This window comes from Sphingomonas sp. Leaf412, from assembly GCF_001425405.1.
GTDB lineage: Bacteria > Pseudomonadota > Alphaproteobacteria > Sphingomonadales > Sphingomonadaceae > Sphingomonas.
Window position 1 is genome coordinate 25,339 of the sequence record NZ_LMQP01000002.1, and the last position, 22,230, is coordinate 47,568.

At 69.5% G+C, this 22,230-nt stretch carries 22 protein-coding genes; 14 read left to right on the forward strand and 8 right to left on the reverse strand.

Annotated elements, in window-relative coordinates; genetic code table 11:
* Positions 1-36: 36 nt before the first annotated feature.
* The 4 genes from ASG29_RS04565 to egtD all read left to right on the forward strand — a co-directional run bounded on the left by ASG29_RS04565 (position 37) and on the right by egtD (position 3,213).
* Positions 37-267: a twin transmembrane helix small protein gene (locus tag ASG29_RS04565; RefSeq protein ID WP_055980960.1), complete on the forward strand. Its 231-nt coding sequence runs from the start codon at positions 37-39 to the stop codon at positions 265-267.
* 110 nt (positions 268-377) lie between these two features.
* The gene (locus tag ASG29_RS04570; protein WP_055980963.1) at positions 378-935 is read left to right on the forward strand and encodes a cob(I)yrinic acid a,c-diamide adenosyltransferase; all 558 of its coding nucleotides are present in this window, start codon (positions 378-380) and stop codon (positions 933-935) included.
* A gap of 41 nt (positions 936-976) precedes the next feature.
* Positions 977-2,242 (forward strand): ergothioneine biosynthesis protein EgtB, encoded by a 1,266-nt coding sequence (egtB, locus tag ASG29_RS04575; protein ID WP_055982193.1) that lies wholly within the window; start codon positions 977-979, stop codon positions 2,240-2,242.
* A complete protein-coding gene (gene egtD, locus ASG29_RS04580; protein ID WP_055980964.1) occupies positions 2,236-3,213 on the forward strand; it encodes an L-histidine N(alpha)-methyltransferase in 978 nt (325 codons plus the stop codon). Before egtB ends, egtD begins: the two co-directional genes overlap by 7 nt.
* Before the next feature lie 39 nt (positions 3,214-3,252).
* On the opposite strand, the gene glmM is transcribed toward egtD, so the two are convergent.
* Positions 3,253-4,590: a phosphoglucosamine mutase gene (gene glmM, locus ASG29_RS04585; protein ID WP_055982196.1), complete on the reverse strand. Its 1,338-nt coding sequence runs from the start codon at positions 4,588-4,590 to the stop codon at positions 3,253-3,255.
* A 60-nt stretch (positions 4,591-4,650) separates the two neighbouring features.
* On the opposite strand from glmM, the gene ASG29_RS04590 reads away from it, so the two are divergent.
* Together ASG29_RS04590 and ASG29_RS04595 are read left to right on the forward strand one after the other, a co-directional pair.
* The gene (locus ASG29_RS04590) at positions 4,651-5,910 is read left to right on the forward strand and encodes a dicarboxylate/amino acid:cation symporter (RefSeq protein ID WP_055980968.1); all 1,260 of its coding nucleotides are present in this window, start codon (positions 4,651-4,653) and stop codon (positions 5,908-5,910) included.
* Positions 5,888-6,877, forward strand: coding sequence for an aldo/keto reductase (locus ASG29_RS04595; RefSeq protein ID WP_055980970.1), 990 nt, complete (start codon positions 5,888-5,890; stop codon positions 6,875-6,877). The genes ASG29_RS04590 and ASG29_RS04595 overlap by 23 nt, the downstream gene beginning before the upstream one ends.
* Positions 6,878-6,898: 21 nt before the next feature.
* On the opposite strand, the gene ASG29_RS04600 is transcribed toward ASG29_RS04595, so the two are convergent.
* The 4 genes from ASG29_RS04600 to ASG29_RS04615 all read right to left on the reverse strand — a co-directional run bounded on the left by ASG29_RS04600 (position 6,899) and on the right by ASG29_RS04615 (position 14,684).
* Positions 6,899-7,837 (reverse strand): cation diffusion facilitator family transporter, encoded by a 939-nt coding sequence (locus tag ASG29_RS04600; protein ID WP_055980973.1) that lies wholly within the window; start codon positions 7,835-7,837, stop codon positions 6,899-6,901.
* Between the two features lie 54 nt (positions 7,838-7,891).
* Positions 7,892-10,381 (reverse strand): DNA ligase D, encoded by a 2,490-nt coding sequence (gene ligD, locus ASG29_RS04605; RefSeq protein WP_055980976.1) that lies wholly within the window; start codon positions 10,379-10,381, stop codon positions 7,892-7,894.
* 69 nt (positions 10,382-10,450) lie between these two features.
* A complete protein-coding gene (locus ASG29_RS04610; RefSeq protein WP_055980980.1) occupies positions 10,451-11,317 on the reverse strand; it encodes a Ku protein in 867 nt (288 codons plus the stop codon).
* A gap of 151 nt (positions 11,318-11,468) precedes the next feature.
* Entirely contained in the window at positions 11,469-14,684 is a 3,216-nt protein-coding gene (locus tag ASG29_RS04615) for a TonB-dependent receptor (RefSeq protein ID WP_235532775.1), read from the reverse strand.
* Positions 14,685-14,902: 218 nt separating this feature from the next.
* Between ASG29_RS04615 and pdxH the strand changes: the two genes are divergently transcribed.
* From pdxH to ASG29_RS04635, 4 genes are all read left to right on the forward strand, one after another.
* Positions 14,903-15,484: a pyridoxamine 5'-phosphate oxidase gene (pdxH, locus tag ASG29_RS04620; RefSeq protein ID WP_055980983.1), complete on the forward strand. Its 582-nt coding sequence runs from the start codon at positions 14,903-14,905 to the stop codon at positions 15,482-15,484.
* On the forward strand, positions 15,481-16,428 hold the full coding sequence (locus ASG29_RS04625) for a cation diffusion facilitator family transporter (protein WP_055980986.1): 948 nt from the start codon (positions 15,481-15,483) through the stop codon (positions 16,426-16,428). Before pdxH ends, ASG29_RS04625 begins: the two co-directional genes overlap by 4 nt.
* Complete coding sequence (locus ASG29_RS04630; protein ID WP_055980988.1) at positions 16,425-17,219, forward strand: PhzF family phenazine biosynthesis protein; 795 nt, start codon at positions 16,425-16,427, stop codon at positions 17,217-17,219. The genes ASG29_RS04625 and ASG29_RS04630 overlap by 4 nt, the downstream gene beginning before the upstream one ends.
* Positions 17,220-17,300: 81 nt before the next feature.
* A complete protein-coding gene (locus ASG29_RS04635; protein ID WP_055980990.1) occupies positions 17,301-17,522 on the forward strand; it encodes a hypothetical protein in 222 nt (73 codons plus the stop codon).
* A gap of 114 nt (positions 17,523-17,636) precedes the next feature.
* On the opposite strand, the gene ASG29_RS04640 is transcribed toward ASG29_RS04635, so the two are convergent.
* Together ASG29_RS04640 and mnmA are read right to left on the reverse strand one after the other, a co-directional pair.
* Positions 17,637-17,927 (reverse strand): UvrB/UvrC motif-containing protein, encoded by a 291-nt coding sequence (locus ASG29_RS04640; RefSeq protein WP_200932366.1) that lies wholly within the window; start codon positions 17,925-17,927, stop codon positions 17,637-17,639.
* Positions 17,888-18,985 (reverse strand): tRNA 2-thiouridine(34) synthase MnmA, encoded by a 1,098-nt coding sequence (gene mnmA, locus ASG29_RS04645; RefSeq protein ID WP_055980996.1) that lies wholly within the window; start codon positions 18,983-18,985, stop codon positions 17,888-17,890. Before mnmA ends, ASG29_RS04640 begins: the two co-directional genes overlap by 40 nt.
* A 134-nt stretch (positions 18,986-19,119) precedes the next feature.
* On the opposite strand from mnmA, the gene ASG29_RS16625 reads away from it, so the two are divergent.
* The 3 genes from ASG29_RS16625 (at position 19,120) to ASG29_RS04655 (ending at position 20,077) form a co-directional block, all read left to right on the forward strand.
* Positions 19,120-19,293: a hypothetical protein gene (locus ASG29_RS16625; RefSeq protein ID WP_156457891.1), complete on the forward strand. Its 174-nt coding sequence runs from the start codon at positions 19,120-19,122 to the stop codon at positions 19,291-19,293.
* Between the two features lie 100 nt (positions 19,294-19,393).
* Positions 19,394-19,693 (forward strand): DUF1153 domain-containing protein, encoded by a 300-nt coding sequence (locus ASG29_RS04650; protein ID WP_055980999.1) that lies wholly within the window; start codon positions 19,394-19,396, stop codon positions 19,691-19,693.
* 126 nt (positions 19,694-19,819) lie between these two features.
* Positions 19,820-20,077, forward strand: coding sequence for a GlsB/YeaQ/YmgE family stress response membrane protein (locus ASG29_RS04655; RefSeq protein ID WP_055981003.1), 258 nt, complete (start codon positions 19,820-19,822; stop codon positions 20,075-20,077).
* Positions 20,078-20,137: 60 nt separating this feature from the next.
* On the opposite strand, the gene ASG29_RS04660 is transcribed toward ASG29_RS04655, so the two are convergent.
* Entirely contained in the window at positions 20,138-20,875 is a 738-nt protein-coding gene (locus ASG29_RS04660; RefSeq protein WP_055981006.1) for an SIMPL domain-containing protein, read from the reverse strand.
* 169 nt (positions 20,876-21,044) lie between these two features.
* Between ASG29_RS04660 and ASG29_RS04665 the strand changes: the two genes are divergently transcribed.
* Positions 21,045-22,229, forward strand: a complete 1,185-nt coding sequence (locus ASG29_RS04665; protein ID WP_055981011.1) for an efflux RND transporter periplasmic adaptor subunit — start codon at positions 21,045-21,047, stop codon at positions 22,227-22,229.
* Position 22,230: the final 1 nt, after the last annotated feature.

The following is a 22,230-nucleotide window of genomic DNA, read 5'->3' on the forward strand; positions in this document are numbered from 1 at the left end:
ATTGCCCGGCCGCGACCGCGCGCCTACATTGGCGTCATGAACACTTTCCTCGTCATCCTGCTGATCGCGGCGATGATCGCCACCGTCGTCGCGCTGGTGCGCGGCGTGGTCAGCTTCCTCCAGCAATCCTCCGCCGAGGTCCACGGACAGGCGGGGCCGAGCGCGGCGCAGTTGAAATCGAACAAGATGATGCAGATGCGCGTCTTCTTCCAGGCGCTCGCGATCCTGATCGTGGTCGTGATCCTGTTCGCGGCGGGCCGCACCTAACCTTTCCGGCGCCGTCATCCGTTCGGGCCGAGCGCGATCGGATCCCGGACCCGGCGCCTGCCCTTCGACGTCGATCGTGGCGGACGGAGGACGTCACCCGGAGCCGATGCGTGGTAAAGCTGACCAAGATCTACACCCGCACGGGCGACGGCGGCACGACCGGACTGGTCGACGGCAGTCGCGTGTCGAAGTCCGACTCGCGCGTGGCGGCGATCGGCGACGTCGACGAACTGAACAGCGCGCTGGGCGTCGCGATCGCGTCGCTTCATGGCGGCGACGTCCTGCATTCGCTGTCGCGCGTGCAGAACGACCTGTTCGACCTGGGCGCCGACCTCGCCACGCCGGGCGACGATTTCACCCCCAGCGACATGACCTTGCGGATCGTGGCGTCGCAGGTGAACCGGCTGGAACAGGATATCGACGCGATGAACGCCACGCTCGACCCGCTGGCCAGCTTCATCCTGCCGGGCGGGGACGCGGCGCACCTGCACCTGGCGCGTGCGATCGCGCGGCGGGCGGAGCGGGCGGTGGCGGCGATGGGCGCGACGGCGAACCCGAATGCGTTGATCTACCTCAATCGCTTGTCGGATTTCCTTTTCGTCGCCTGCCGGTACGTGAACAAATCGGGCGGGGGCGACGTTCTGTGGGTGCCGGGCGCGATGCGCTGACGCCGGTCTCCCGACGCGGGCGGGGTTGGGAGAAGCAGCACATGTCGACACGGCCCGCGATCCAGACCTTTCCACGCCCGCTGTCGGGCCTGTTCGCGCAGGTGCGCGGGTTGACCGAGGCGCTGGTCGCGCCGCTTTCCGATGCCGACGCCACAGTGCAGTCGATGGAGGATGCCAGCCCGGCGAAATGGCATCTGGCGCATACGACGTGGTTTTTCGAAACGTTCGTGCTGCGCGATCACGTGCCGGGCTATCGCCTGCACGACGCGCGCTTCCCGTTCCTGTTCAACAGTTATTACGAGGCGGAAGGGCGGCGGCATGCGCGCGGACGGCGCGGGATGGTGACGCGTCCGACGCTCGACGAGGTGCGCGGCTATCGCGCCGCGGTCGACGCGGCGCTGGCCGCGGCGTTCGACGATTTCCCCGAGGCGGCGCAGGCGCTGGTGCGGCTGGGGTGCCATCACGAGGAGCAGCATCAGGAACTGCTGGTCACCGACCTGCTGCACCTATTTTCCGAGAATCCGCTGGAACCCGCGATGTGGTCGCCCGCGCCCAAGGTGCCGGTGGCGATGCCGGCGCCGATGGGGTGGATCGAGAGCGGCGAGCGCGTCGTCGACGTCGGCCATGCGGGCGCGCGGTTCGCGTTCGATTGCGAGGGACCGCGGCATCGCGCGCTGCTGCCCGCCCATGCGGTGGCGGACCGGACGGTGACGAACGGCGAATGGCAGGCGTTCATCGCCGACGGCGGCTATCGCGACCCGCGGCTGTGGCTGGCGGACGGCTGGGCGTGGGTGCAGCGCGAGGGCGTGACGGCGCCGATGTACTGGGAACAGCGCGACGGCGCGTGGACGCGGTTCGGGCTGGACGGGCGACGCCCGGTCGATCCCGCGGCGCCGGTGACGCATGTGAGCTTCTTCGAAGCGGATGCCTTCGCCACCTGGGCGGGGGCGCGATTGCCGACCGAGTTCGAATGGGAGGCGGCGGCGGCCCCGCACGATCCGGGGACGGGCAATTTCCTGGACGACGGCGGTGCGGTCGAGCCGCGGCCCGCGGCGCATTCGCCCGCGTTCTTCGGCGACGTGTGGGAATGGACCGGCTCGGCCTATCGCCCCTATCCCGGCTTCCGCGCGGTCGAGGGCGCGGTGGGGGAATATAACGGCAAGTTCATGAGCGGGCAGTTCGTGCTGCGCGGCGGCAGCTGCGCGACGCCGCGCGGGCATGTCCGCCCGTCGTACCGCAATTTCTTCTACCCCCACCAGCGCTGGCAGTTCACCGGCGTGCGGCTGGCCAAGGATATCCGATGCTGAAGCCCGAGATCGAGGACGGACAGGCGACGCTCGCCGATCCGCAATTCCGTGCCGACGTGCTGGCGGGACTGACCCGCCGCCCGCGCGCGATTCCCGCGCGATGGTTCTACGACCGGCGCGGATCGGAATTGTTCGAGCAGATCACGGACGTGCCCGAATATTATCCGACGCGCACCGAGACCGCGGTGCTGCGCGACCTGTCCGCGGACCTGCCCGCGCTGGTGGGCGCGGGGCGTGCGGTGGTGGAGTTCGGATCGGGCTCCTCGACCAAGACGCCGATCCTGCTGGAGGCGGTGTCGCCCTCGGCCTATGTCCCGATCGATATCTCGGGCGATTTCCTGCGCGAATCGTCGCGGACGTTGTCGGCGGCGTTCCCGAACCTTCTGGTGCTGCCGTTCGAGGCGGATTTCACGCGCCCGCTGGCCCTGCCGCACACGATCGCCGATGCGCCGAAGCTGGGATTCTTCCCGGGATCGACGATCGGCAATTTGATCCCGCGTGCCGCGGTCGACCTGCTGCGTGCGATGCGCGTGTCGCTGGGGGAGGGGGCGATGCTGCTGATCGGGATGGACCGGATCAAGGACGCAAGCGTGCTGGTGCCCGCCTATGACGATGCGGCGGGGGTGACGGGGCGGTTCAACATGAACCTGCTGGAGCGGATCAATCGCGAGCTGGACGGGACGATCCCCCTCGACGCCTTCCGCCACGAGGCGGTGTGGAACGACGATCGGGCGCGGATCGAGATGCATCTGAAGGCGGTGCGCGACGCGTCCTTCACGGTCGACGGGCGTGATTTCGCCATCGCCGCAGGCGAGACGATCCATACCGAGAACAGCCACAAATACGGGCCGCGCGACGCGCGCATCCTGCTGCGCAGCGGCGGGTGGACGCCGGTGCGCGAGTGGACCGATGCGGACGGGCGGTTCGCGGTGATCCTGGCGGAAGCGCAGCCGGAGCGGCCAGCGCCCTGACCTGCTCCCCTCCCTTGAACGGGAGGGTCCGGATAGTGGTCAGGCCGCTGACCGTACCGCGTCGCAGATGCGGTCCACCACGCGTTCGACCTGTTGCCGGTCGTCGCCCTCAGCCATCACGCGGATGACGGGTTCGGTGCCGGACGGGCGGATGACGAGGCGGCCGGTGCCGGCCAGTTCCGCCTCCGCCTGCGCGATCACCGCCTTCACCGCCTCGGCTTCCAATGGCTTCCCGCCCGCGAAGCGGACGTTCTTCAAAAGCTGGGGCAGCGGCTCGAAGCGGTGCAGGACTTCGCTGGCGGGTGCGCCCTGCCGCTTGATCTCCGCCAGCACCTGCAACGCCGCGACGAGGCCGTCGCCGGTAGTCGCATAGTCGCTGAGGATGATGTGCCCCGACTGTTCCCCGCCGACGTTGAAGCCGCGCGCGCGCATCGCCTCCAGCACGTAGCGGTCGCCCACCTTCGTGCGGATCAGGCCGATGCCCTGTGCCGCCAGATGGCGTTCGAGGCCGAGGTTCGACATGACGGTGGCGACCAGCCCGCCACCCGCCAGCCGCCCCTGCCGCGCCCAGCCGCCCGCGATCGTCGCCATCAACTGATCGCCGTCGACGACGCGGCCCTTTTCATCGACCACGATCAGCCGGTCGGCGTCGCCGTCCAGCGCGATGCCGAGGTGCGCGCCATGTTCGACCACCGCCGCCGCCATCGCCTCGGGATGCGTCGATCCGATGCGGTCGTTGATGTTGAGGCCGTTGGGCTTGACCCCGATCGCGACCACGTCCGCGCCCAGTTCCCACAAGGCGTCGGGCGCGACCTGATACGCCGCGCCGTTGGCGCAATCGACCACGACCTTCAGCCCGTCCAGCGTCATGTCGGCGGGGAAGGTGGACTTGGCGAAGTGGATGTAGCGGCCGCGCGCATCCTCGATCCGCTTCGCGCGGCCGATCTCGCCCGCGGGGGCCAGCGGCACGTCGCCGTCGATCGCGGCCTCGATCGCCAGCTCGTCGGCGTCGGACAGCTTGAACCCGTCGGGGCCGAACAGCTTGATGCCGTTGTCCGCGAACGGATTATGGCTGGCGGAGATCATCACGCCCATGTCGGCGCGCATCGATTTCGTCAGCATCGCGACCGCGGGCGTGGGCATCGGCCCGACCAGGGTCACGTCCATGCCCACGCTGGTGAAGCCCGCCTGCAACGCGCTTTCAAGCATATAGCCCGACAGGCGCGTATCCTTGCCGATCACGACGCGGTGGCGGTGGTCGCCGCGCAGGAAGTGCCGACCGGCGGCCATGCCGACCTTCATCGCCATCTGCGCGGTCATGCTGCCCGCGTTGGTCAGCCCGCGGATACCGTCGGTGCCGAAATATTTCCTTGCCATGATGCCGTCCGTCGCCTTCGTTTCCGCGACCATTAGTCGAGAGTCGGCAAAAGGGCGAGAATGTCGCAGGCAACACGTATCCTGATCGCTTTGGTCGCGGGCCTCCTGGCGGGAATCGCGCTGGCGGCGTGGGCGCCGGGGGCGGTCGACCCGGTCGCGTCGGTCGCGTCGCCGATCGGCACGGCGTGGCTGAACGCGTTGCAGATGACGATCGTGCCGTTGGTCGTCAGCCTGCTCATCACCGGCATCGCCGCCACCGCGGAAGCGGCCCAGGCGGGGAAGCTCGCCGGGCGGTCGATCGCGCTCTACACCGCCATGATGGCGACCAGCGCGGTCGTCGCGTCGCTGCTGACCCCGCTGTTCCTGGACCTGGCGCCGATCCCGGCGGCATCGGCGGCGTCGCTGCGCGCCGCGCTGACCGACGTCGGGCCGGTGCCGACGCCGCCGCGGCTGGGCGACTTCATCGCCGCCACGGTCCCCAGCAACGTGGTGAAGGCGGCGGCGGAGAGCAGCTTCCTGTCGCTGATCGTCTTCACCCTGGTCTTCGCCTTCGCCCTGATGCGCGCCGCGCCGGCGGCGCGCGACCTGCTGGTGCGGTTCTTCACCGCGGTGCGCGACGTGATGCTGATCGTCATCGGCTGGGTCCTGTGGATCGCGCCCGTCGGCGTCGGCGCGCTGGCGCTGGTGGTCGGCGCGCGCGCGGGATCGGGGGCGTTCGGGGCGCTGATCCACTATATCCTGACCGTGTCCGCGGTGGGCGCGGTCATCACGGTCGCGGCCTATCCGATCGCGATCCTGGGCGGGCGCGTGCCCGCGTCGCGGTTCGCGCGCGCGATCGTGCCGTCGCAGGCGGTGGCGGTCAGCACGCAAAGCTCGCTCGGCTCGCTGCCCGCGATGCTGGAGGGCGCGCGCGACATGGGCGTGCCGGTGGCGACCGCGGGCGTGACCCTGCCCATCGCGGTCGCGATCCTGCGCGCGACGGGGCCGGCGATGAACCTGGCGGTCGCGATCTACGTCGCGACGTGGTTCGGCATCGCGATCCCGCCCGCGGTGATGGCGGTGGCGGTGGTGGTCGCGACGCTGACCTCGCTGGGATCGGTCAGCCTGCCGGGCACGGTCAGCTTCATCAGCGCGATCAGCCCGATCGCGGCGACGCTGGGCGCGCCGGTCGCGCCGCTGGGCCTGCTGGTGGCGGTGGAGACGTTGCCGGACATCATGCGGACGCTGGGCAACGTCACCATGGACCTTGCGACCACGATGGTGCTGGCGCGTTGGCAGGGCGACGAGGAGATCGGCGATGAAGACACGGCGACTGGGTGACCTGACCGTTTCGGCCATCGGCATCGGCTGCATGCCGATGGCGGGCGTGACCGCGGGGATGTACGGCAAGGCGGACGCGGGCGAGAGCGTCGCCACGATCCATGCCGCGATCGACCGCGGCGTGACCTTCTTCGACACCGCCGAGGTATACGGCCCCCGTGCGAACGAGGAACTGCTGGGCCGCGCGATCGCGGGGCGGCGCGACGGACTGGTGATCGCGACGAAGTTCGGCTTCCGCATCGGCGAGGGCGGGATCAGCGGGGTCGATTCGACGCCCGCGAACGTGCGGCGCGCGTGCGAAGGGTCGCTGAAACGGCTCGGGATCGAGACGATCGACCTGTATTATCAGCATCGCGTCGACCCGTCGGTGCCGATCGAGGACACGGTCGGCGCGATGGCCGACCTGGTCCGGGAAGGGAAGGTCCGCCACCTCGGCCTGTCCGAAGCCGGCGCGGCGACGCTGCGCAGGGCGGCGGCAGTGCATCCCATCGCGGCGTTGCAGAGCGAATATTCGCTGTGGGAACGCGATGTGGAGGACGAGATCCTGCCCGCCGCGCGCGACCTGGGCATCGGGTTCGTCCCCTATTCGCCGCTGGGCCGCGGCTTCCTGACCGGGCAGATCGCGTCGCGCGCCGATCTGCCGGAGGGCGACTACCGGCTGAACGATCCGCGCTATTCGGCGGAGAATTTCGCCGCGAACCTGTCGATCGTCGACGTCGTGAAGGACATCGCGGCGCGGTACGGGGCGAGCGCGGCGCAGGTCGCGCTGGCGTGGCTGCTGGCGCAGGGCGACGATATTGTGCCGATCCCGGGCAGCAAGCGGCGCGCGACGATGAACGACAGCGTCGGCGCGGCGGACGTGACGCTGGACGCGGACGACCTGGCACGGCTGGACGCCGCGGCGCCGCGCGGGAAGACGGCCGGGCCGCGTTACGGCGCGCGGATGATGGCGATGACGCGGTTGTAGCGGGCGTGACGGCGGCGCGGCCTACACCACCGCCGCGTCCGCCAGCACGCATCCGGCCGCGCCGGTTTCCACCTGGATCGTGGCGTGGCCGATCCCGAACCGGTCGTGCAGCATCGCCTGCACCTCGCGCAGGAAGGCGTCGCCCGGCGTGCCCGCGGGCATGCACAGATGCGCGGTCAGCCCGGGCTCCGTCGTGGACATGGGCCAGATATGCAGGTCGTGGACCTCCGCCACGCCGGGCAGCCCGGCCAGCGCCGCCGCCACCGCATCGTAATCGATGCCGCGCGGCACCGCGGCCAGCGCCATCTCCACCGTCTCGCGCAGCAGGCCCCATGTCTGCCAGAAGATCAGCGCGGCGATGACGAGGCTGACGATCGGGTCGATCCAGCCCGCCCCGGTGGCCCAGATCAGGATGCCCGCCACGACGACCCCGGCGGAGACCAGCGCATCCGCCGCCATGTGCAGATAGGCGCCGCGGATATTCAGGTCGCCCTTGCGCCCGCGGGCGAACAGCCAGGCGGTGAAGCCGTTGACCGCGACCCCGGTGGCGGCGACCACCGACACCATCAGGCCCGCGACCGGCTGCGGCGCGCCGAACCGTTGCACCGCCTCCAGCGCGATCGCGCCGATCGCGACCAGCAGGAGCAGCGCATTGGTCAGCGCGGCGAGGATGGTCGAGCCCTTCAATCCGTAGGTGAAGCGCTTCGACGGCGCGCGCCGTGCCAGCGCCGCGCCGCCCCATGCGACCGCCAGGCCCAGCACGTCGGACATGTTGTGCCCCGCATCCGCCAGCAGCGCGACGGACCCGAAGGCGAAGCCCGCCACCGCCTCCGCCAGGACGTAGGCCAGGTTCAGGCCGATCCCGATCGCGAAGGCGCGGTCCCAGCGTTCGGGCGGCGCGGCATGGACGTGTCCGTGGCCATGCCCGTGCCCGTGATGATGATGATGGTCGTGCGCCATGGGTGTCCGGTTAGCATCGTGCGGGCGGATCGGGCTAGCCGCGCGGCACCGCGGTTACAGGTCGGGCAAGACCTGATCCGCGCTGCCCCATCCCCGCAGCGCGCGGCTGCCCGCGCGTTCAAGCAGGTCGGCCGCGTCGCCGACGTGCCACATCGCGGCGGTGTCGATGTCGCGCAATTCGGTCCAGGACACCGGCGCGGCGACCGGCGCATCCGGCCGCGCGCGTGCGGAATAGGGCATGACCGCGGTCGCGCCGCGCTGGTTGCGCAGCCAGTCGATGAAGATGCGGCCCTTGCGCTTCGCCTTGCTCATCGTCGCGACGAAGCGGTCGGGCTCCGCCGCCGCCAGCGCGCGCGCGAAGCGGTCCGCGAAATCCTTCACCGCCGGCCATTCCGCCTGCGGCGTCAGCGGCACGACGACATGGACGCCCTTGCCCCCCGATAGCATCGCGAAGCTGGCGAGGCCCAGTTCGGCCAGCTGGTTCTTCAGGAATTCCGCCGCCTTTTTCGTATCGCCGAAATCCAGCCCCTCGTCGGGGTCGAGGTCGAACACCAGCCGGTCGGGCCGTTCCAGCGCATCGACGCGGGCGCCCCAGCCGTGGAACTCGATCGTCCCCATCTGCACGCACGCGACCAGCCCGGCGGTGTCGCGGACGTACAGGTAGTTTTCGGTCCCGCCGTCCTTTTCGGGGATCGGCACCTGGTGCACCGCGTCGCCGAACGATCCGGCGTCGTGCTTCTGGAAGAAGCAATGCTTGCCGCGCCCCTGCGGGCAACGGACCAGGCTGACGGGGCGTTCGGCGGTCCATGGCAGCATGACGGGGGCGATGGCGGCGTAATAATCGGCCAGGTCGCCCTTGGTGATCTTTCCCTCCGGAAAGATCACGCGGTCGCGGTTCGATACCTTTGCCGCGGGTGCGGCGGGGGTCGGGGCGGGGGCGGGGGTTTCGACCGTGACGTCGGCGGCGTGCTTGTCGCCGCGCAAGCCGATGAAGCTGGAATGGCGCAGCACGCCGTCGGGCGTGACCTCCGCATAGGCGATCTCCGCCACTAGCCGGGGCGTGACCCAGCGCGCGCCCTTCACCGCGGCGCGGGGGGCATCGACGGTGGCGGTCTTGCGTTCCAGCCGGTCCAGCTTTGTCCGCACTTCGTCCATCGATGCGTGCGTGAAGCCCGTCCCGACCTTTCCCGCATAGCGCAGCGTGCCGTTCTCGTGCACGCCCAGCAGCAGCGACTTGAAGCCGCGCGACTTGTCCGACGGCAGCCAGCCGACGATGACGAATTCCTGCCGCCGCGTGCATTTGATCTTCAACCAGTTCGCGGTCCGCTTCCCGCGATAGGGCGCGTCGGCGCGCTTGCTGACGACGCCTTCATACCCTTCGCGGCACATCGTCTCGAACAATTCTTCCCCGCTGCCCGCGATGTGATCGGCGAACCCGATGCGCGCGTCGTCGGCGGGGAGGATCGCGCGGAGGCGTTCCTTGCGGGCGACGGTGGGCAATGGCGTCAGGTCCTCGCCGTCCAGCGACAGCAGGTCGAAGGCGAACAGGGTCATGTCGCCGCCGGTGGAGATGGCGTCCTTCAGCGTCGAGAAGTCGGGGCGGCCGTCCTTCAACGCCACGATCTCGCCGTCGATCAGCGCGGGGGGCAGGTGCGCGGCGGCGTCGGCGATGCCCGCGAACCTGTCGGTCCAGTCGAGGCCGCTGCGGGTGTAGACCTTCGCCGCCCCGCCGCCGGTGGCGACGAGCGCGCGGTAGCCGTCGTATTTGACCTCGTGGATCCAGTCGGTGCCCGTGGGAACCGCGTCGACGAGGGTGCATAATTGGGGTGGCTGGAAGTCCGGCATATCCTCCCCGGCACGGGGAGGGGGACCGCGGCGCTTCTGCGCCGTGGTGGAGGGGGGCTTGCCACGAATGGTCCGCTTGCGGCCCGCCCCCTCCACCGGCTTCGCCGGTCCCCCTCCCCGTGCCGGGGAGGATAAGGCGATCTCCTGCATCGTCCGGCCCGTTTCCACGCTGGTCAGCGCGGTTTCGACCAGCGTGTCGGTGCCGCCGGCATGGGCGTCCTCGATCTTGCGCAGCAGCCAGTTCTCGCGCTTTTCCTTCGCGCGCGGCTTCAGGCGGATGAGCAGCCATTCGCCCTTCATCCGTTCGCCGTCGAGGACGAAGTGGAGGTGCCCCTCATCGAGGTCCTTCGCGCTCTTTCCCGCGATCGGCGACCATGTCCCGCGGTCCCACAGCATGACGGTCCCGCCGCCGTAGCTGCCCTTGGGGATCGTCCCCTCGAACGTGGCGTAGGACAGCGGATGATCCTCGGTGCGCACCGCCAGCCGTTTTTCGTCCGGGTCGAGGCTGGGGCCGCGCGTCACCGCCCAGCTTTTCAGGACACCGTCGACTTCGAGGCGGAGGTCCCAGTGCAGGCGCGTCGCGTCATGCTTCTGCACCATGAAGCTGTTACCGTTCCCCGGTGCCAGCGTGCCCGCCGGTTCGGCGGTCTTCGCGAAGTCGCGCTTCGCGTTGTACGTGGCGAGGGGGTCCCGGGTCATCGTTTGTCCTCCCGCGGAGGCGGGAGCCCAGACTGGGTCCCCGCCTTCGCGGGGACACGGACAATGGCGCTATGCACGTTTCTTCGCCGCCGGCTTTCGCGCCGGGGCCTTCTTCGCCGGTTCCTTCTTCGCCGGCGCCGCCTTCTTGCCCTCCATCGATTTCTTCAGCGCGGCCATCAGGTCGACGACGTTCGATCCCGACCGGCCGTCGTCGTCGCCCGTGTCCTCGATGATCTTGCGCCCCGTCTTCGACTTGCGCTTGCGGTCGATCAGGCCCTTCAGCGCATCGACGTAGCGGTCGTGGAAATCCTGCGGATCGAAGGTGCCCGATTTCTTCTCGATCAGCGCTTCCGCCAGTTCGAGCAATTCGGGTTCGGGCTTCGCATCGCCGATGTCGCGGAAATAGCCCTGCGCCTTGTTCACCTCGTCGGCATAGCGCAGCGTTTCCAGCACCATGCCGCGCCCGCATGGTTTCAGGCTGACGACATATTCGCGGCCGCGCATGGCGAGCTGGCCGAGGCCCACCTTCTTCGTCCGCTTCAACGCCTCGCGCAGGACGATGAACGCTTCCTCCGCCAGGTCGTCGGCGGGGACGACGAAATAGGGCTTTTCGTAGTACAGGACGTCGATTTCGGACTGGTCGACGAATTGCGTCAGTTCCAGCGTCTTCTTCGATTCCAGCTTCACCGCGTCGATCTCGTCCTGGTCGAGCAGGACGTATTCGCCCTTCTCGAACTCGAACCCCTTCATGATCTCGTCGGTGTCGACCGCGCCGAGGCCGGGGACGACCTTTTCGTACCGGATCGGCTTTCCCGACGGCTCGTGGATCTGGCGGAAGCTGACCGCGGCGCCGGACTTCGTCGCGGAATAGATCTCGACCGGGATCGAGACCAGTGCGAGCCGGATCTGTCCCTGCCAGTATGCGCGCGCCGCCATCGGATAACCCCCTCGTTGCGAAGGCGATTCAATCCGCGGGCGGGGTCGGGGGTTCCGCCGAACCTCCCGTTCGGCCTGAGCGACGTCGACGGCCATGCCCTGGGGCAGATGCGTCGACGTCGCTCAGCACGAACGGCGGAAGGAACGCCGGTCAGAAGCGCCCGCGGATACCGACCAGCAGCGTGCGGCCGGGGTTGTATTCGTTGAACGTGGCGTTCTCAAACTGGAAGTAGCTGCCCTGCGCTTCCTTCGTGATGTTGATGACGTTCACGACCACGGTGGGCAGATAATCGTTGCCGAAGATCTTGCCGAGGTCGAGATTGCCCGAGAAGTCGAGCTGGCCATAGTCGCGGCCGAAAATCGCGCCGCCGCCGTTGATGAGGCCGTTCTGCCCCGGCAGCGTGCCCTGCGACCCTTCGTTGAACGTGTAGGTCAGGCGCGCCGACAGGCCGTTGCCTTCGTAATAGCCGGTCGCGGTGTAGGTCGTCGGCGCCACGCCCAATGCGGTCGCGGGCGCACCCGCACCGTCGCCGCGCTGGTCGATGAAGGTCAGGTTGCCCTGGAAGCCGAAGCCGCGCACGCCGATATATTGCGTGATGAAGTCGAGCGGCTGGGTCAGCTGGAATTCCAGGCCGTTCACCTTCAGCTTGCCATCCGAATTGACCTGCTGCTGGATCTGGATCTGCACGTCGCGCAGCGACTGGCCGGGCAGGGCACGCGCGGTCAGTGCGTCGCGCTGCGCCTGCGTCAGCGAGTCGATCGTGATGCCGAACGGCTCCAGGAACGCGAAGGGCACGTTGCGCACGCCGTTGACGGTGAAGCCCGTGATCGACTTGCGGAACGCCGCGAAGGCGATGACGCCCTCGCCGCCGGTGTAATATTCGAAGCCCAGGTCGATGTTGTCGGAGATGTACGGGTCCAGCGCATTGTTGCCGACCGTGCCGATGTCCGCCGACGGCTGCACGAAGCTGGCGCCCGGCAGCAAGGCGTTGGGATCGGGGCGCGACAGGGTGCGCGAGATCGAGCCGCGCGCGACCGCCTTGCCGCCGAATTCGTACGCGACGCTGAGCGAGGGCAGGAAGTTGCTGTAGCTCGTGTCGCTGTTCGGGAAGGTGTTGATGTTCGGGTAGCGCCCGCCGTCCGCGATGCCGAGCGTCGTGTTGCGCGGATCGGGGACGCTGACGCGGCCGCCGACGATCTGCTGCGTATAGACGTAGCGGACGCCGCCGTTCACGCGCAGCGTGTCGTCGCCCACGTCGAAGATGCCGTTGCCTTCGATGAAGGTGCCGGTCACCTTCTCGCGGATCAGGCCGCCGTTGGCGCCGCTGCTGCCCGCGCCGATCTCGGTCGCGCCGGCGAGCAGGGTGTCGTAGCTGGTCGCCGCCTTGAACTTGTTCCAGTCGACGGTGACGTAGCCGTTGCTGCCGGGCAGCAGGTAGCTGGGCACCGCGGCGGTCGGGACGGCCGATCCGGCGTAGGTGATCGGCGCGCCGCCCGCGGTGAAGTTCGTGCCGTAGCCGGCGAAGGCGGGGAAGCCCGGGGCGAAGGCGACGCCCGGCACCTGCGTGCCCGGCTGGTTCAGCCCGGTGCACGGCGTGGCGCTGGTGTTGGGCGAGGGAAGGGCGACGTTGATGCCGTTGCCGCAGACCAGATTCTGCCACGGTGCGGTGTTGTCGAACGGCGTGATGCGGCGACGCGTGTCGTCATAGGCCGCGCCGACGCGGACGCTGAACCGCGTCGCGTCGCCGAACAGCAGGCTGCCGCGGATACCCTTCGTCTCCGTCTCGCGCTCCTCGCCGTTCAGGTTCACGCGCCCACCGCCATTCCAGCCGAAGTTGGCGGGGTTGTTGAGGTCGATGTTGCTGGTGATGTCGGGCACGCCGCCGCCGTTGACGAAATTGACCGTCACGCCCGAACTGGGCGGCGTGATGACCAGCACGGTCGGGCTTTCGCGGCGGAAATTGCTTTTCGTGTAGTTCGCCTGAAGGTCGCCCTTGATCCAGTCGTTCAGGACGAATTCGGCGCCCGGATTGACGCCCCAGTAATCCTGCGTGTCCTTGTACGGGCGATATTCCAGGAAGAATTGCGAATTGGCGTAGGTGCCGCCCGTGACCGTGCAGCCCGCCGAGCAATCCGCCTTGTCATAGGTGGTGTTCAGCGGGATCGCGGCGCCGTTGCGCACCGCCCAGTTCATCGCGGTGCGCGTGAATTCGGTGTCGCGCTTGGCATACATGCCGTCGACGTAGAAGTGGAAGGCGTCGCTGGGCCGCCATTCGACCGATACGAGGCCGTTGTAGCGCGTGCGCTCGCCCACCTCGGTCCGCGGACGGCCCAGGCGCGGGAGCAGGCCGTTGTCGATCTGCTGGATCGTCGCCCCGGGATTGTTGGCCAGCAGGAACGCCTGGTCGATGACGGTGCCGGGCGTCAGGCCGTTGCCCGCGTTCGCCGGAACCGTGCCCGGGATCGTGAAATTGCCGCCGCCGGTGTTGTTGCGGGTCGCGGCCGTGTTCTGCGTCGCGCTGAGATTCGGGTTGGTGAAGCCGATCGTCTCGTACCCGTCGACGCGGAAGCGGTTCTTCACCGCCGCGCCGCCGACCAGCACGCCGAAATCGCCGAACGTCGCGCTGGCCAGCGCATAGCCGCGATAGCCCCATTTGTCCGCGCCGCTGACCTTCGATCCCTGCAATCCGTAGCTGACGTAGGGCTTGGGATTGTCGAACGGGCGCGCCGACCGCAGGTTGACGGTGCCCGCGGCGCCGCCCTCCACCTGGCTGGCGGTGGGCGACTTGCTGACGGTCAGCTGGGTGAACAATTCGGTCGGGATCAGGTCGAGGTCGACCTCGCGGTTCGTGCTCTGCGCATCGAACCGGACCGAGGCGATCGCGACCGGCGCGCCGTTCAGCAGGACACGGGTGAAGTTGGTGCCCAGCCCGCGGATCGCCACGTTCGATCCCTCGCCCGTCACCTCGCGCTGGATCGTGATGCCGGGGATACGGTTCACCGATTCGGCGATGTTCGTGTCCGGGAACTTGCCGATATCCTCGGCGAAGATCGTGTCGGTGAAGCCGACCGAATTGCGCTTCGCGTTGGTCTGGCTCTGCAACGACGCGCGATAGCCGGTGACAACGATGTCCTGATCGCCGGTGGCGCTGGGATCGGCGGGCTGCGCGTCGGGGGCGGCGGGATCGATCGCGGTCGGCGCGGTGTTGCGCGCGCCGTCGTCCTGCGTCGCGCCCGGCGGGGTCGCGTCGGTCGTCGTCGCGCTGGGGGTGGCGGTGGTGCCCTGCGCCATCGCGGCGGAGGCCGACGAGGCCAGCAGCAGCGCGACGAGGAGGCGCGCGGAGCGAGCCGTTGACGGAGCCTTCATGATAATCCCCTCCCAGCGGGCGGCGTCCGTTCCGGCGCCTTGCCCATTCATCCTGAGCGGAATGATAGCGCTATAACGGGCAATCGGTCAACCGCTCGTCGGTGTGCATCCGGGTGACCGGGTGCATCGGTCCGCCGACCGTATGGTAGTGGTAACGTCGCGCGCCGACGCGCGACGACGGGATGGATACCCCGCGCGCTTTGGCGTAGGGCGCGTCCATGGCCGACGATCCCATCGCCCTTTTCGACGCCTGGTATGCCGAGGCGCGCGCATCCGAACCCAACGACCCGAACGCGATGGCGCTCGCCACCGCGGACGGGGCCGGACGCCCGTCGGTGAGGATGGTATTGCTCAAGGGGCATGGTCCGGACGGGTTCGTGTTCTACACCAACCGCGAGGGGCGCAAGGCGGCGGACCTGGCGGTCAACGCCCATGCCGCGCTGCTCTTCCACTGGAAGTCGCTTCGCCGGCAGGTGCGGATCGAGGGCGCGGTCACGCCGGTCGGCGATGCCGAATCGGACGCCTATTTCGCCTCGCGCAGCCGCGACTCGCAACTGGGCGCCTGGGCGTCCGACCAGTCGCGGCCGCTGCCCGATCGCGCGACGTTCGAGGACCGGTTCGCGACGATGCAGGCGCGGTTCGACGGCGGCCCCGTGCCGCGCCCGCCGTTCTGGGGCGGCTATCGCGTCGCGGCCGAACGGATCGAGCTGTGGCAGGACCGGGCGCACCGGCTGCACGAGCGGCGCCTGTTCGTCGCCGACGGCGCGGGCGGCTGGACCGAAGGATTGCTCTACCCATGACGCGCGAGGAACGCCGCCGTCTGATCCCCATCGCGATGCGCGCCGCGCTGGCCAGCGTGGCGATGGCGACCACATTGCTGGTCGTGAAGGGCTATGCCGCGTGGCACACCGGATCGGTCGCGATGCTGGGCAGCCTGGCGGACACCGGGCTGGACCTGCTCGCCAGCCTCGTCACGCTGTACGGCGTGAAGCTGGCGGCGGAGCCGGCGGACCACGACCACCGCTTCGGCCATGGCAAGGCGGAGGCGCTGGCGGCGCTGTTCCAGGTCGTGCTCATCACCGCGTCCGCGATCGGCATCGCGTGGCGCGCAATCGAGCGGTTCGGCGATCCGCGCGTGAACGAGGATGCGGGGCTGGGTATCGGCGTCTCGCTGTTCGCCATCCTCGCGACGGTGGCGCTGCTGGCGTATCAGCGCGCGGTGATCCGGCAGACGGGGTCGGTCGCGATCCTGGCGGACAACGTCCATTACCAGTCGGACGTGCTGCTGAACGTCGCCGTCATCGCGGCGCTGGTGCTGGACCAATATGTCGGCCTGTCGGGCGCGGACCCCGTGTTCGGCATCGCGATCGCGCTATGGCTGGTCTGGGGCGCGTTCCAGGCGTCGAGCCAGGCGATCGACATGCTGATGGACAAGGAATGGCCGGAGGACCAGCGTACCGCCTTCATCGAGGTGGCAGCGCGCCAGCCGGGCATCCGCGGCATCCACGATTTCCGCACCCGCCGCGCGGGCGCGCACGACTTCGCGCAATTCCACATGGAGGTGGACCGCAACCTGACCGTGGGGCAGGCGCACGATATCGTCGAGCGCGTCGAACATGCGCTGCGCGACGTGTTCCCGCGCGTCGAGACGCTGATCCACCTCGATCCGGAGGGGCATGTCGATACCGACAACCCGCTGGTCGAGGCGGACGTGACCCCGCACTGGTTCGGGAAGAGGCTGTGAGGATACCCTTCACGCAGGTCGACGCCTTCGCGGAGGCGGCGTTCGCGGGCAATCCGGCCGCGGTGATGCCGCTGTCGGCGTGGCTGGACGACGCGACGCTGCTGGCGATCGCGCAGGAGAACAACCTGAGCGAGACCGCCTTCATCGTCCCCGACGCGACCGGGGCGGCGGATTTCGAGCTGCGCTGGTTCACGCCGGTGGTCGAGGTGGCGCTGTGCGGGCATGCGACGCTGGCGAGCGGGCATGTCGTGCTGTCGAGCGACACGATTCGCGACCACGTCACGTTCCGCACGCGACAGGCCGGGGTGCTTCAGGTCGCGCGCGAGGGCGCGGGCTACGCCATGTCGCTGCCGGCATGGGCGCCTGCGGCGAAGGACCTGCCCGATATCGTCGCGGCGCTGGGCGTCGATCCGGTCGCGACGCTGTGGCACGAGAAGGGCTATGCGCTGGTCGTGCTGCGCGACGAGGCGGCGGTGCGCGCGGCGGCGCCGAACGGCCGCGCGGTCGCGGCACTGGGGCCGTATGTCCTGATCGTGACCGCGCCGGGTGAAAGTGCGGACGTCGTCAGCCGCGTCTTCACGCATTATTTCGACATCCCCGAGGATCCGGTGACCGGCTCGGCGCATGCCGTGCTGGCGCCCTATTGGTCGGCGCGGCTGGGGCGCGACGCCTTTTCCGCCTATCAGGCGAGCGCGCGGGGCGGGCGCGTCGGGTGCCGCGTGGCGGCGGATCGCGTCGTCCTGACCGGCGGATGCGTGACCGTGATCGAGGGCACGTTCCTGCTTCCGTAACGACGGGCTTGAACTCCCACTAAATCGATGTAGATTGATTCGCGGAGGCGGCGTCGGGCCGTCGATGCGAAGGGGTTTGCGATGAAGAAGATCGTTGCCGGACTGGTCGGGACGGCGCTGGCGGGGTCGCTGGCCGCGTGCGGATCGAGCACCACGAACGACGTGGGGCCGAGCGATGTCGCATTGAACGAGACCGTGCTGAACGACGAGCTTCCCCTTGCCGAAAACGCACTGGCGACCGACGCCGCGCTCGACAATGGTGCGGCGGGCAACCTGCTGACTCCGACCGACAATACGCTCTGATCGACTCGTCGCGGCCCGCGCCGCGGCCATCCTCCCGCCTGGAAATGCTCCCTAGGCGAAACTCGGCCCGGCGCGTTCGGCGTGCCGGGTCTTTTTCGTTCTCTTAGATCGCCATCAGCGCTTCCGCCCGCGCGTCATCGGATCCGGCTTGACCGGTCGCACCCATCCTTCGGGCGGCACCACGCGCGATTGGCTCGTCCCCAGGCCCATCGCGCCGGGTGACTGGCGTTCGAGGCCGGCGGCGGCGTCGCCGGGATCGGTGCCGGTCTGGCGCAGGATGGCCAGGCGATCGCGCAGCCGCCCGGCGCGCTCGTAATCCTGCGCGGTCGCGGCCGCTTCCATCGCCTGCTGCAATTCGTCCTGGGTCACGCCGCCTGCACCGCAGGCTCCGTCTCCGCGATCCATCCGCCGCCCAGCACGCGTTCCCCGGCGTATAACACCGCGGCCTGTCCGGGCGCGACGCCGTATTCGGGCGTGTCGAACACCAGCCGGTCGCCCAGCATCCTGGCGGGTACCGGCTTCGCCATCGACCGCACCTTTGCGGTCAGGTCGCCGTCGAGCGGGCCAAGCGCGTTCATCCGCTCCAGCCGCGCCGCGCCGACCGCCAGCGCGGCGCGCGGGCCGACCACGACGCGGCGGTCGGCGGCGTCGAGTCGCACCACGTACAGCGGCTCCGGCGTGCCGCCGATCTCCAGCCCGCGGCGCTGGCCGACGGTGAAATGGACGAGGCCACGATGCTCGCCCAGCTTCGCGCCCGACAGATCGACGATGTCGCCGCGGGTCTCCGCCTCCGGCCGCAGTTTCTTGACCAGCCCGGCATAATCGCCGTCGGGGACGAAGCAGATGTCCTGGCTGTCGGGCTTCGCCGCGACGGGCAGCGCGATCTCCGCCGCGATCTCGCGCACCCGCGCCTTGGGCAGGTCGCCCAGCGGGAAGCGGAGATAGTCGAGCTGCGCCGCGGTGGTGGCGAACAGGAAATAGCTCTGGTCGCGGGCCGGATCGCTGCCGCGATACAGCTGCGGGCCGCCCACGCCTTCCACGCGGCGCACGTAATGGCCGGTGGCGAGGCAGTCGGCGCCCAGGTCGCGCGCCAGTGCCAGCAGGTCGGTGAACTTGGGCCCCATGTTGCATTCGACGCAGGGGATCGGCGTGCGCCCGGCGAGATATTCGTCGGCGAACCGGTCGACCACGTTGGTGCGGAAGCTGCTCTCGTGATCGTGGACGTAATGCGCGATGCCGAGGCGATCGCACACCGCGCGCGCGTCGCGGATGTCGCGGCCCGCGCAGCACGCGCCCGCGCGCTTCGTCGCCTCGCCATGGTCGTACAGCTGGAGCGTGATGCCGATCACCTCCACCCCGGTACGCACCGCCAGCGCGGCCACGACCGAACTGTCGACGCCGCCCGACATGGCGACGACGATGCGCCGCGCGCCGGCGGGAAGCTGAAAATCGACCGCGTCCATGGGGGCGCGAATACCCGCATGGTTGGCGCGCCGTAAAGGTCTGTGAATCAACCGTTGCCGCGGGCTTTACGCGACCTTCAGCCTGACCGGCTAAATCTTGCCGCTCGAACACTGACAAGGGGTCGATCAGGCACATGTCGCACACGCTTCTTTCGCGCCAGCGCGCGCATCAGGTCGCCACGCCGACCGCGTTGGCGGCGCAGGCGGTGCTGGCCGCCGGCGCGGTGCAGGACCGGCGGCTGGCCCCCGTGGCCGGCGCGTTCAACCGCGCCGCCGCGGAGGCGATCGCCGCCGCGCGCGAGGAATGAAGACCCCGTTTACCGCGGCGCTTTAAGCGATGTTCAACGCCCGCGCATTACCATCGCATCTTGTTGGAGAGGGGGCCCCCCGCCCCGAACCGAGGTAGGAATGATCGAGAACCAGAAAATCCGGCCCGCGAAGGTCATCGGCCCGCTGGGCGAACCGTTGACGGTCGACACGCTGCCGCCGTCCGACACGACCCGCTGGGTCGTGCGGCGCAAGGCGGAAGTGGTCGCGGCGGTCAACGGCGGGCTGCTGAGCGTCGACGAGGTGTGCGCGCGCTACAACCTGACGGTGGAGGAATTCGCCGGGTGGCAGCGCGCCATCGATCGATCGGGCATGCCCGGGCTGCGCGTCACGCGCATCCAGCACTACAAATCGCTGTACGAGCGCCAGCAGAAATTCTGACGGCGGGGGCGCCGGCCGCCGCGGGACGGCCGCCCCTCGGTTACGGTCACGGAACAACTTCGGCGCGCGAACGTCTTACTCCCCGGCAGCCCGCGTATTGGGCGGTTCTTGCAGGGGAGTTTGAACATGGGTTTGATTATCTGGCTCATCATCGGTGGCGTGATCGGCTGGCTCGCCAGCATCATCATGCGGACCGATGCGCAGCAGGGCATCTTCCTCAACATCATCGTCGGCATCGTCGGCGCGTTCCTTGGCGGCCTGCTGTTCAACGGCGGATCGATCAATGCGGCGCCGCTGACCATCTATTCGTTCCTGGTTTCGCTGCTGGGTGCGGTTGTGCTGCTGGCGATCGTCAACCTCTTCCGTCGTGGCCGCGTGCGGTAACAGCACCTCGCGACGTTGACGACAGGCGGCCGCCCGGAGCGATCCGGGCGGCCGCTTCCGTTATTTCAGCAGGTAGCGGACATTGACCGTGGCGCTCACTTCCGTTTCGCCCGCCAGTACTTCGGTCCGGGCCGCGGAATCGGCCGCCACCGCGCGGGCGTACATGACCGGCGGACGCGGGGAACCGCCGTCGTTCTCCCCCGCCTCCGCGATCGACACGATCCGCGCGATCGTCAGCCCGGCGGCCCGGGCGTAAAGCTCCGCCCGCGCCCCGGCGCGCTTCACCGCATCCCGGCGCGCGGCATCGAGCGCCGCCTCCGGCGCCGAGAGCGACATCGCGGGGCCGTCGATCTGGTTCGCGCCCGCCGTGACCAGCGCGTCCAGCACGCCGCCCGCCTTCGCGATGTCGCGGAAACGGACCGTGACGGTGTTCGACGCCTGATATCCCGTCACGACCGGGGGCTGGTTGTCGGCGTAGCGATATTGCGGTTGCAGCGAGACGTTGGCGGTCGCCAGGTCGCGTGGCGCGATGCCCGCACCGCGCAGCGCCCGCACGACGCCCGCCATCCGGCGCGCATTGTCCTGCAACGCGGCGGCGGCGGTCGGCGCCTGGGTGACGACGCCCGCCCGGATCGTCGCGATATCGGGCGTCGCCTCCACCTTTCCGGTCGCACTGACATCCAGGATCGTGCCCTCCGGCACGACGGTCTGCATCGGCACGGGCACCTGCGCCGAGGCGGCCGCGGGCATGGCCGCCGCGAGCGCCAGGGCCAGCAGGGGAGGGGAAACGGGACGCATGGGCAATCTCCTCGCAATCGGGTGTGCCTTCCCTAGCACGGTCTTTCGCCAACGCGGGCTGAACGACCGCGGCTCGATTGAGATGGTCGGCGAAATCGGGCATGTCCGCGCTAGCTTGCGGCCGGTGACTTATTGTCATAATACAGCCGTTCATCGGGCGGGAAGCACAATGAACTACGAGGGCGGGAAACTGGACGGCGAGCAACTCCTGATCGCCGACGGGCAGGAGGCCGAGCTTGCGGCGCGGCGGCGGCGGCGGTGGATCATCGTCGCGGGGATCGTCGCGCTGGCCGTCGCGATCGTCGCGTGGCGCATCTCGGTCGCCTCGGACGAGAAGCCCGCCGCCCCCCGCGCCGCGCAGGCGCCGAGCGTGACCGTGGTCGTGCCGGGCGCGCAGTCGGTCGAGCGCCGCGTCAGCGGTACGGGATCGCTGGCCGCGCGGCGCGAGATGCCGGTCGGCGTCGCGGGCGAGGGCGGGATGGTCAGCCGCGTGCTGGTCGAACCCGGGCAGTGGGTCGGCGCTGGGCAGGTGCTGGCGACGATCGACCGGTCGGTGCAGGCGCAGACCGCCGCGTCGCTGGGCGCGCAGATCAACGTCGCGCGATCCGACCTGACGCTGGCGCAGGCCGAACTGGAACGGGCGCAGAGCCTGGTCGACCGCGGCTTCATCTCCAAGGCCGACGTGCAGCGCCGGATCGCGACGCGCGACGCCGCCGCCGCGCGCGTCCGCGTGTCGCAGGCGACCGCGGCGGAGCAGCGCGCGCGCAACGCCCGGCTCGACATCCGCGCCCCCGCCGCCGGCCTGGTCCTGACGCGCGGCGTGGAGCCGGGACAGATCGTCAGCAGCGGCAACGGCATGCTGTTCCGGCTGGCCAAGGGCGGCGAGATGGAGATGCGCGTCCAGCTGTCCGAGGCCGACCTTCAGGGCGTGCGTCCCGGCGCGCGCGCGCAGGTGACGCCGGTCGGCGGCACGCGCGCGTTCGACGGGCAGGTGTGGCAGGTGTCCCCCGTCATCGACCCGCAGACGCGGCAGGGCATCGCGCGCGTCGCGCTGAAATACGACGCCGCGCTGCGCCCCGGCGGCTTCGCGTCCGCCACGATCGTGGCGGGGGGATCGACCTTGCCCGAACTGCCGCAATCCGCGTTGCTCAGCGACACGCGTGGCAATTACGTCTATATCGTCGATGCGAACGACAAGGTGGTGCGTCGCGACGTGAAGCTTGGCGACGTCGACGCCGACAAGGTGGCGATCGCCAGCGGCCTGACGGGCAACGAGCGCGTCGTGCTGGCGGCGGGCGCCTTCCTCAATCCCGGTCAGCTGGTGAAGCCGATCGTCGCGCGGCCGGGCCGCTAGG